Consider the following 6,294-nt stretch of genomic DNA (forward strand, 5'->3'; position numbering starts at 1 on the left):
CCGCGTACGATGACATCCGCTATGGGAATCTTCCGCCGTCCTCGTGACACGTCCGCACCGGCCGCCGTGCCGGCGATCGCCGAGTTCTGGGCGTGGTGGCCGCAGGCCCGGCCGGAGATAGAGAAGCGGCTGGGCGACGGTCTGTCCACCGAGACGGTCGAGGAGCTGTCCCGCCGCGTCCACAAGATCAACCCGGGGCTGCAGTGGGAGATCGGCGGGGGCGACGACCACCCGCCCGCCCTGACGATCACCGGCGGCGGCGACCCCGAGCTGCGCGGGCTGGCCGAACGGTGGCGCCGCGCCGCCCCCGCCGACGCCGGCGGCTGGCGGTACCACGCGGCGCGGCATGCCGACCCGGAGATGCTCGACCAGCGGCTGGTGCTGGGCGACCACGAGTTCGACCTGGAGTACGTGCGGTTCGGGATGCGTGCCGACCAGGGACGCGCCCGCGTGCACGTCACCGCCTACCACCCCGACTTCCTGTTCGTGGCCGAGGAGCAGCGGCTGCGGGTCGCCCTGCACGTGCTGGACTGGGCGCTCGGCGAGGACGACGTGGCCCGCTGGATCGGCGAGGTGACGATCGCCACCGAGGCGCCGATGGACGCGATGCCGCCCGCCATGCTGCCCGCCGTGGTCGAGCAGATCTCCGAGCCGTTCCGCGAGCCGACGTGGCTGAGCGGCGAGGGACGCACCCCGCGCGGCCATCCGGCCCGGGTGGGCGCCCGGTTCCCGCTGCACCGCCAGGACTACCCGCTGTGCGACCTGCACGTGGCGATCACGGTGCCGTACGCCAACAGCAACCCCGACCGGCTGCCGGTGGAGCCGTCGGCGGGCGCGCTGCGCGAGTTCGAGAAGCGGCTGTCGGCGCTGGGCGACCGGGCGGTGCTGGCGGTCCGTGAGACCGGCGACGGGCTGCGGGTGTTCCACCTGTACGCCGACCCCGACTCCGGTGTGATCGCCGAGCTGGACCAGCTGGCGGCGAGCTGGACGGAAGGCAAGGCCAAGGTGGCCTCCACCAGCGACCCCGGCTGGCGAGCCCTCGCCCCCTACCAGCCTTGAGAGCCCGGGGGGATGGGCTCCCCCTGCTCGTCGTTCCTTGTCAGCCGAGGTGCTCCAGCTTGCGCCATCGGGCCTCGCAGAACGAGAACAGGCCGAACAGCAGCAGGCCGACGGCGACGGCGACCAGCAGCCAGGGGCCGACGGGCGTCCTGGCGAACTCGCGCAGCGTCCCGTCCACGCCCTGCGCCTTGTGCGGGTCGAAGCTGACGGCCGCGTAGGACAGCAGCACGCCCGCGCCGCCCATGACCAGGCCGCGTGCCACGTGACCGACCACGCCGAGCACGTCCACGACCGGGCGGACCCGCGGGCCGATGTGCTCCAGTTCCGCCTGGAACTTGCGGCGGACGGCGTGCACGATGACGCCGACGCCCACCGCGACGAACGCGATGCCCACCCCCAGGACCAGCCAGCGTCCGCCAGGCTCCCCCATGGCGCGGGCGGTGAACGTCTGCGACTGCGCGTCGCTGGACCTGCTCCCGTGCCCGACGACGAACGCGATGGTGGCCGCGAAGCCCGCCGTGTAGATCAGGCCGCGTCCCAGTGAGGACAGGCGTTTGCGGGCCTTGCGCCCGTCCGGGGACGCCTGGCCGTACAGCGCCTCGGTGTACCCCCACAGCGCCAGACCGGCGAACCCCACGATCAGCAGCCACAGCGCGAGCGTGCCGCCCGGCCGTTCGGCGACGGCCCGCAGCGCGCCCGCGCGGTCGGCCTCCTCGCCGCCGTGGCCCAGCCCGATCTGCACCGCGAGCCAGCCGACCAGCAGGTACATCACGCCGCGGGTGACCAGCCCGGCGCGCAGCAGCCAGCGGAACCACGTGCTGCGCACGGTCTTGCGGCCCATCTGGTCGGCCCTGCCGGCCACCGTGTTCGTCGCCATCCGCCCGTCCCTTCGCCCGGACGGGCAAGGCTGTCCCCCTGCCGGCAGGGGTGAAACCGGGTCAGGACGAAATGCCTGCTCGGCGGGCGCGTTCGACAACCGGGCCGATGGCGTCGGCGAGCGCGGCCACGTCGTCCTCGGTGGAGGTGTGCCCGAGGGTGAAGCGCAGGGAGCCGCGGGCGCGCGCCGGGTCGGCGCCCATCGCCAGCAACACGTGGCTCGGCTGGGACACCCCGGCGGAGCAGGCCGAGCCGGTCGAGCACTCGATGTCGCGCGCGTCCAGCAGCATCAGCAGCGCGTCGCCCTCGCAGCCGGGGAAGGAGAAGTGGGCGTTGCCGGGCAGCCGGTCGTCGGGGTCGCCGTTGAGCACCGCGTCCGGCACCGCCGTGCGCACCGCCTTGACCAGCGAGTCGCGCAGCCCGGCCAGGCGGCGGGCCTCCTCGTCCCGGCGCGCCACCGCGACCTGGACGGCGGCGGCGAACCCGGCGATGGCGGGGGTGTCGAGCGTGCCCGAGCGCACGTCGCGTTCCTGGCCGCCGCCGTGCAGGACGGGCACCGGGTCGACGCCCTTGGCCAGCAGCAGCGCGCCCACGCCCAGCGGCCCGCCGAGCTTGTGGCCCGACAGGGTGAGCGCCTGGACGCCGGACGCGGCGAACGCGACCGGAAGCTGCGCGGCGGCCTGCACGGCGTCGGTGTGGAACGGGACGCCGTGTTCGCGGGCGATGGCGGCCAGCTCCGCGACGGGCTGGACGGTGCCGACCTCGTTGTTGGCCCACATGACGGTGACCAGCGCGACGTCGTCGGCCTCGGCGAGGGCGGCGCGCAGCGTGTCGGGGCGGACGCGGCCGAACTCGTCGACCGGCAGCCACTGCGCCGTGGCGCCCTCGTGGTCGGCCAGCCAGCGCACCGCGTCCAGCACGGCGTGGTGCTCGACGGCGGCGGCCAGCACCCGGGTGCGGCGCGGGTCGGCGGCGCGGCGCGCCCAGTACAGGCCCTTGACGGCGAGGTTGTCGGCCTCGGTGCCGCCGGAGGTGAAGACGACCTCGCTGGGGCGGGCGTCGAACGCCTCGGCGATGATCTCGCGGGACTCCTCCACGACGCGGCGGGCGCGGCGGCCCACGGCGTGCAGCGAGGAGGGGTTGCCGAGCGCGCCGAGCTGCTCGGTCATCGCCGCGACGGCCTCGGGCAGCATCGGGGTCGTCGCCGCATGGTCGAGGTAGGTCACCACCCGCTCAACATTAGCCGCGCCGCGAAGCTTCCCCGGAGGCGCCCCAGCAGCCCCGGGGACGGCGGGAATGCGGGCGGGGCCGGCCGTGTTCGCCTACTGTACCGACCGGACGGTACAGTAGATTTCATGCGAAAGGACGCCCTGTTGGACGCCGCCGAGGCCGTGCTCTTCGAGCAGGGCACCCAGGCGCTGACGCTCTCCGCGGTCGCCGACCGCGCGGGCGTGTCCAAGGGCGGCCTGCTCTACCACTTCCCCACCAAGGAGGCCCTCGTCACCGCGCTGGTCGCGCGGGTCATCGGGGAGTTCGACGAGCTGATCGACTCCTTCGACGACGGGTCGCCCGCCGGCTACAGCCAGGCCTACGTGCACGCCACGTTCGCGATACTCACCGGCGAGGCGCGCGCCCACCGGCGATGGTCGGCGATCACGGCCGCCGCGACCGACCCGGAACTGGCCGCCCCGCTCAACGAGGCGATGGCCCGCTGGCACGGCCGCGCCCGCGAAGGCGACCCCGACCCGCTCACCGGGGCGGTGGTGCGGCTGGCGGCCGAAGGCCTGTGGGAGGTGGTCAGTCACGCGCCCGACCTGTACGGCGCCGACCAGCTCGAGGCGCTGCGACGACGGCTGCTGGAGCTGCTCGAACGCTGACCGCCGCCATCGCGTGACGACCCCCGGCCCGGAGTGCGCCGGGCCCCGCTGAAACCGCCGCCGACCAGGCGGCCACACCGCGTGCGTGTCCACGCCCGCGGTGCCCACCCGACCGTATGTCGACCGGGGCCGGCCTGTGCCCCGGGCGTCCGGGGCCGACCGCGCCCCGCCGAGCCGAGAAAGAGGTGAATCATGCTGTTCCGCTCGCGTCTTGGATCCTTCCTGACGTTCGCACTGGCGGGCCTGCTGTGCGGGGTGTGGACGGCGCGCATGCCCGCGCTGGCGGACAAGTTCCGCACCGGCGAGAGCGAGATCGGCATCGTGGTCCTCGTCTGGGGGCTCGGCGCGCTGGCGGCCATGCAGGGCCTGCGCGGCGTGATGGCCCGGGCGGGCAGCCGGGGGGTGCTGCGCGTGGCGCTGCCGCTGACCGCGCTCGCCTACACCTCGGTGGCGCTGGCGCCGTCGTACGGGGTGCTGCTGGCGGCCGTGGCGCTGTTCGGCATGACGTTCGGCGTCACCGACATCGCGATGAACGCCCAGGCCAGCGTGGTGGAGCAGGCGTACAGGCGGCCCATCATGAGCGGCATGCACGCGGGCTGGTGCGTCGGCGCGATGAGCGGCGGGCTGTTCGGCGTGCTCACCGCCGCCCTCGGCCTGGGCTTCACGCGGACCGTGCTGACGGCCGGGCTGCTGGCGGTGCCCGCCGCGCTGGCGCTGGGCCGCACCTACCTGCCCGACCCGGCCGCGCCCGCCGGGGCCGGTGACGGACGGCGGCGCACCCGGCTGCCCGCCGCGGTGTACCTGATCGGCGTGCTGGCGTTCATCGCGTTCATGGCCGAGGGGTCGATCGCCGACTGGAGCGGGCTGCTGCTGCACCAGGAGATGGGCGCCTCGCAGGCGCTGGCCGCGCTCGGCTACCCGGTGTTCGAGCTGGCGATGCTGCTGGGACGGCTGTTCGGCGACCGGGTCCGGGTCCGCCTGGGGACCCGGCGGATGCTGGCGGCCGCCGGGATCGGCACGTCGCTGAGCATGACCGTCGTGGTGCTGGCGCCGTCCGCGCCCGTCGCGGTCGCCGGGTTCTTCCTGACGGGCCTGGTGGTGTGCACGGTCGTGCCCACCACGATGTCGCTGGCGGGGACGGCGGCGCCGGGCCGTTCGGGCGCCGCGGTCGCGCAGGTCGGCGCGATGGGGTACGGCGGGCTGCTGCTCGGCCCGGTGGTGGTCGGGTTCCTGTCGGAGGCGACGTCGCTGCGGGTGGGCGTCGGCGTGGTCGTCCTGCTGGCCCTGCTGATCTCGGCCGGGGCCCGGTTCGTCCCGCTGGGCGGGCAGGCCGACGTGGCCGCCTCCCGTCCCGGCGCGGCCGAACCCGAGGAGCCGCGGGCGGTCACCCTCGCCGCCTGAACATTCGCCCGGTCCCGTGCGTCGGACATGAGGCCACGCGACGGGATGTAGCGACACGGTACGACAGACAGGAGCGGTGATGGACGGCCCATGGCGCGTCCCGGGATACACGGAACTGCGGACGCTCGGCGAGGGCGCGCACGGACGCGTGGTGCTGGCCAGGTACGACGCCACCGGCGCGCCCGCCGCGATCAAGTACCTGGCGCCCCGGCTGTGCGCGGACGCCGCGTTCCGGGAGCGGTTCCGCGGCGAGGCCGAACTGCTGCGGCGCGTGTACGACCCGCACGTGGCGCGGCTGTACGGCCTGGTCGAGACCGAGGACGCGGCCGCCATCGTCATGGAGGCCGTGGACGGGGCGTCGCTGAAGGCGGTGCTGGCCGAGCGCGGACCGCTGCCGCCGGAGGCGGCGCTGGCGGTGCTGAAGGGCTCGCTGCTCGGCCTGGCCGCAGCGCACCACCTGGGCGTGGTGCACCGCGACTACAAGCCCGCCAACGTGATCGTCCAGGGTGACGGCGGCAGCAAGCTCATCGACTTCGGCATCGCCGTGGAGGCGGGCGAGGCGGGACGGTCGGGCACGCCGGCCTACATGGCCCCGGAGCAGTGGCGCGGTGAGCCCGTGTCCCCCGTCACGGACGTGTACGCGGCGACGTGCGTGTTCTTCGAGTGCGTGACGGGGCGCCGCCCCTTTGAGGCCGACGGGCAGGCCGCGCTCATGCACGGGCACCTGACGGCGCCCGTTCCGGTGCGGGACGTGCCCGAGCCGCTGCGTGCGCTGGTCGCCCGGGGCCTGGCCAAGGACCCGTGGGGCCGGCCCCACGGCGCGGCCGCGTTCGTCACCGAGCTGGAGCAGGTCGCGGCCGCCTCGTACGGCCCCGGCTGGGAGGGGCGTGGCCTGCGGATCGTCGCCGGGGCGGCCGCGGCGCTGTCGATGCTGTTCCCGCTGACCGCGCTCGCCCTGGCCCCGGCCGGTTCGAGCGGCGCCGCCGCGGCCGCGGGTTCGGGCGCGGGCGCATCGGGGGCGGCGGCCTCAGGCGCGGGCGGTGCCGCCGCGGGGGCCGGGGGCGGAGCGGCCGGGACGGCC

Annotated in this window: 6 protein-coding genes; 4 read left to right on the forward strand and 2 right to left on the reverse strand. The window is 75.2% G+C overall.

Features of this window, described 5'->3' with window-relative positions:
* Positions 1-21 precede the first annotated feature (21 nt).
* Entirely contained in the window at positions 22-1,059 is a 1,038-nt protein-coding gene (locus tag ABD811_RS12290; RefSeq protein WP_344945491.1) for a DUF695 domain-containing protein, read from the forward strand.
* 40 nt (positions 1,060-1,099) lie between these two features.
* Here the strand turns inward: ABD811_RS12290 and ABD811_RS12295 are convergent, their stop codons facing one another.
* Positions 1,100-1,936 carry a DUF1206 domain-containing protein gene (locus ABD811_RS12295; RefSeq protein WP_344945494.1) on the reverse strand — a complete coding sequence of 279 codons (837 nt, stop codon included), beginning with the start codon at positions 1,934-1,936 and terminating at the stop codon, positions 1,100-1,102.
* A 61-nt stretch (positions 1,937-1,997) separates the two neighbouring features.
* A complete protein-coding gene (locus ABD811_RS12300) occupies positions 1,998-3,161 on the reverse strand; it encodes a cysteine desulfurase family protein (protein WP_344945524.1) in 1,164 nt (387 codons plus the stop codon).
* Between the two features lie 129 nt (positions 3,162-3,290).
* On the opposite strand from ABD811_RS12300, the gene ABD811_RS12305 reads away from it, so the two are divergent.
* The 3 genes from ABD811_RS12305 to ABD811_RS12315 form a co-directional block, all read left to right on the forward strand.
* Entirely contained in the window at positions 3,291-3,812 is a 522-nt protein-coding gene (locus tag ABD811_RS12305) for a TetR/AcrR family transcriptional regulator (RefSeq protein ID WP_344945497.1), read from the forward strand.
* Between the two features lie 192 nt (positions 3,813-4,004).
* The gene (locus tag ABD811_RS12310; RefSeq protein ID WP_344945500.1) at positions 4,005-5,213 is read left to right on the forward strand and encodes an MFS transporter; all 1,209 of its coding nucleotides are present in this window, start codon (positions 4,005-4,007) and stop codon (positions 5,211-5,213) included.
* 79 nt (positions 5,214-5,292) lie between these two features.
* Positions 5,293-6,294: serine/threonine-protein kinase (locus ABD811_RS12315; RefSeq protein ID WP_344945503.1), on the forward strand; the 1,002-nt coding region annotated here is incomplete at its 3' end.

It is taken from the genome of Actinomadura miaoliensis (assembly GCF_039536785.1).
Lineage (GTDB): Bacteria > Actinomycetota > Actinomycetes > Streptosporangiales > Streptosporangiaceae > Spirillospora > Spirillospora miaoliensis.